Below are 3,103 nucleotides of genomic sequence, written 5' to 3'. Positions count from 1 at the left end.
ATCCGCCCAGCAATCTGCCGCCCCCGCTCCAACCCTTCCTCCGTCAACCATATCGACTTGTTCCTGTTAACCGGATTACTTATCAAACCCTGCGCGTGCAAGCGGTTCATGATTTCGAAGTCATAGCCCTTCCACGCATTGCCGTCGTCGGAGCTATAGGCTGCCAGGAGAGCAAGGACGGCGTCGTCGATCAGTTTCATGTCGTATTCCATGATGGTCACTCCGCTGATGTTCAGTGTTTGTAATCAAAGCGTCGTATCAAAGTGGATGTCAATGCGGCGCGAGCTTTTGGGTTTAGATGCCCGATTGCTGGTTGCCTCGACTGCGCTCCCCGCCCGTATAATCACGCCCGCACGGCAAACCTCCTTCGGCGTTTCGCGCATTGGTTTCAAACCTTCCACTTCACTGACAGACATCCCCATGGAAACCTCACTGGAAACCGTCGCCCTCTTCTCCCTCAAACTTGCCTACGAAGAAGAGGGCCTGAGCCCGATCCTGCGCGATGACATGGTCATGGGCGATTATCAGAAAGACGTTTTCGAGTTACTGGTGAAGCGCGGCGATGTCGAGGCCATTCAGTTCAAGATGAACGAATGCCTGAACCTGGCGCTGGATGCTTTGGGCGGGGTCGAGAAGCCGTTGGGGCGGGAGTTGCGCAAGTTGTCGGCGGAGTTGGCTCAGGCGCGGTCGGTGGAGCAGCTGGGTCAGCCGCTGCTCGCGCTGAAGGGGTATCTGCGCGACATTCTTTGAGTGGCGCGCTACAGCCATGCCGCTATCTCGTCCGATCAGCGACGCGCCTTCAGCACCCGAATATCCGTTGGGAATCCATCAGCGCCAACCAGTTTTTTCCAGCCCATGTATTGAAATTCGCCATTGGGATCAATGTAGTCGCCCTTCTCTGGTTGCCCTCCGCCAACTATCGCAACACGCTTCACTTCGCCACAGCCGCCATCCGATGGTCGCACGGTATAGATCACATAGGGCTTCACGTATTGCGTGGCGCGGAAGTATTGGCCGCAGATTTCGTCGACGGTGATCAGCATGGTTTTCAGGCGGGCTTCGCCGTCGGTGTCTTCGTGCAGTTTCAGGAAGGAGATATCGCCGACGTCGCTGTAGCCGAGGGAACGGGCGCGTTGGTAGGCGGGGGAGTTCTGGTGTGCAATTCTGCCCTCCTCCACACCCCGTTGCATTTGCGCGGCGAACTCGGCTTTGCCTTGGGCCAGGGTTGCCTCAGCGTGGGCGGCGACGTTTTCGCAGTGGGCGTAATCGCTGGAGTCGAGGTGTTGCGGTAGCAGGTTGAGGCGGCGCTCGTTCATGGAGGCGAGGCTGTCTTGCAGGCCCGACGTGGCTGCATAGGCAGCGGAGACGCGACCGCTCTGGACGTCGGCGATTGTCTCCTGCATCCGCTGGCAATTGGCGAGGTAGTAATTCCAGCTGGCTTGCGGGTGTTCTTTCGCGAAGCAGAAGGCTGGGGTAATGGAGATGGCAAGGGTGAGAGCGCCGAGTAGTTGCAGCAAACGGGTTGTGGAAAACATGGGTAGTCCATTACAGAGAAGGCATGGCGGGACGCTACTATTTTGCTATCGTGCCGTCCACTCTCTACAGGCGAGCAAGTTGCCGCCTCTGTCTCGTAGCCAGGAAAGAAATCCGATGGATGCTGTGTTGTGTTTGGTAGTCATGGCTGCAATGTGGTTCTGGGTGGTGCGACAGCGCGGGCATTGGAATCTGTTGTTGGCAAACCTCGCCGGAGCGGGCAGCGCTGTGGTCGCGGGCATTGTCTTCACGCTGCTTTACGACGGGCTGTTCGGCACCACCATGGCAGCGCCGGGACTGCATAATAGCCTGGTGGTGTTCATGACCAGCGCGGGCGTTCTGGCGGGTGTGTGGTTGTGGATCGCCAAACGTCGTCAGCCAGCGCATCCGGTTGCACGTCAACTGCTCGCGGGCGCCTGTGGCGTTGCCGCAGGCATGGTCACGTTGATTTTTCTGGCGGCGAATTATTTTCCGCAACCGTAGCCGGACGGCGCGTCTATTTTGCTATCTTGCCGCGCATCGTCGGGGCTTGCTGATCGTCTCGCGCCGCGCTTGGATTGTTGAAAGGTAAGGAAAGGATCAAATGGAGTTTTTGCGTTTTCTGGCGTTCGTCGCTGTCTGGGGTTTCATGTGGCGCTGGGTGGTGAAGAACCGCGGCAGCTGGAATATTTTCTACGGCAACATCGTTGGCGCGGCGGGTGGGTTCATTGTCGGGCTGGTGATGTTGTCGATCACCTTTTCGCTGTTTCCTTCGTCGTTCGATCACGAGGCGCAGGCGCAAAACACGCCAGTCGTCGAGTCGACCTCTGTACTGCCTGAAGCCGAGGCAGTCACGCCCGCCACCGAACTGAAAGATGCGCCGGTTTTTGCTGCCATCGAAGCGGATGACAAGCCTTCCCCGCCGGACTCCGCACTGTTGCCGTATAACGTCAGCCGAGCGCCGAAATCAATGGCGGTACAAACGGTGCTGAATCAGAGCGACTACGAGGGCCGCATGGCCCTGGCCGCGCTGAACAAGAAGTTGCGCGGCGACGCACAGGCCGACAAATCGATGATCGCGTATGTCATGTGCAGCCCGTTTGTCACCAGCACCCTGCGTTATCCCGCTTCGGCACGTTTCGCTGACAGCAAAGCGCTGGTCAGTCATCGCTATAAGGATCAGGTCTACAGCTTCAGCAACAGCGTCACTGCGCGCAACATGAATGGCGACGATGTCACCTACCGTTTCGATTGCTCCGTGCAGGAATTGCCACGGGTTGATGCGACGGCTGGGGAGTGGCGTTTGCTGGCGCTGAAACTGCAAAAAGCCGACTCTTAAGGCTGATTTAAGGGATCAAGGCGCCGGCTGCGCTATCATCGCCGGCCTGTGCGCCTTGAACTTTATCCTCAATGTTTCCAACACCCGATAACCTGATCTCGCTGCCTCCTGTCCTGGCCGGCCCGCTGCTGCGGCGGCTGGAGCCGACGCGCCTGGTGCTGTGGCTGGTGGGCTCGCGTGAACTGTCGCTGACCTTGCGCCTGCAAGGTGTAGGAGATATTCCGCTCGACTCAGAGAAATGCACGGTCATTG

The 3,103-nt window shown here is 58.3% G+C and carries 6 protein-coding genes; 4 read left to right on the top strand and 2 right to left on the bottom strand.

All coding sequences use genetic code 11. From position 1 onward, the window contains the following. Positions 1-200 (bottom strand): DUF6429 family protein (locus tag OQK_RS30445; RefSeq protein ID WP_202947693.1); only part of this gene is annotated, 200 nt, incomplete at its 3' end. Between the two features lie 220 nt (positions 201-420). Between OQK_RS30445 and OQK_RS16250 the strand changes: the two genes are divergently transcribed. Beyond that, the gene (locus tag OQK_RS16250; protein ID WP_016773313.1) at positions 421-750 is read left to right on the top strand and encodes a hypothetical protein; all 330 of its coding nucleotides are present in this window, start codon (positions 421-423) and stop codon (positions 748-750) included. A gap of 35 nt (positions 751-785) precedes the next feature. Here OQK_RS16250 and OQK_RS16245 read toward each other — a convergent pair whose 3' ends face one another. Next, a complete protein-coding gene (locus OQK_RS16245; protein WP_016773312.1) occupies positions 786-1,535 on the bottom strand; it encodes a hypothetical protein in 750 nt (249 codons plus the stop codon). A gap of 115 nt (positions 1,536-1,650) precedes the next feature. Between OQK_RS16245 and OQK_RS16240 the strand changes: the two genes are divergently transcribed. The 3 genes from OQK_RS16240 to OQK_RS16230 all read left to right on the top strand — a co-directional run. Further along, entirely contained in the window at positions 1,651-2,016 is a 366-nt protein-coding gene (locus OQK_RS16240) for a hypothetical protein (RefSeq protein WP_016773311.1), read from the top strand. 100 nt (positions 2,017-2,116) lie between these two features. After that, on the top strand, positions 2,117-2,851 hold the full coding sequence (locus tag OQK_RS16235; protein ID WP_016773310.1) for a hypothetical protein: 735 nt from the start codon (positions 2,117-2,119) through the stop codon (positions 2,849-2,851). A 71-nt stretch (positions 2,852-2,922) separates the two neighbouring features. Next, on the top strand, positions 2,923-3,103 hold a 181-nt coding region (locus OQK_RS16230), incomplete at its 3' end, for a hypothetical protein (protein ID WP_038861007.1).

It is taken from the genome of Pseudomonas sp. R62 (genome assembly GCF_000257605.1).
Taxonomy (GTDB): Bacteria; Pseudomonadota; Gammaproteobacteria; order Pseudomonadales; family Pseudomonadaceae; genus Aquipseudomonas; species Aquipseudomonas atacamensis.
Note: the sequence above shows the minus strand (reverse complement) of the source record. Positions and strands in the feature narration are given on the sequence as shown.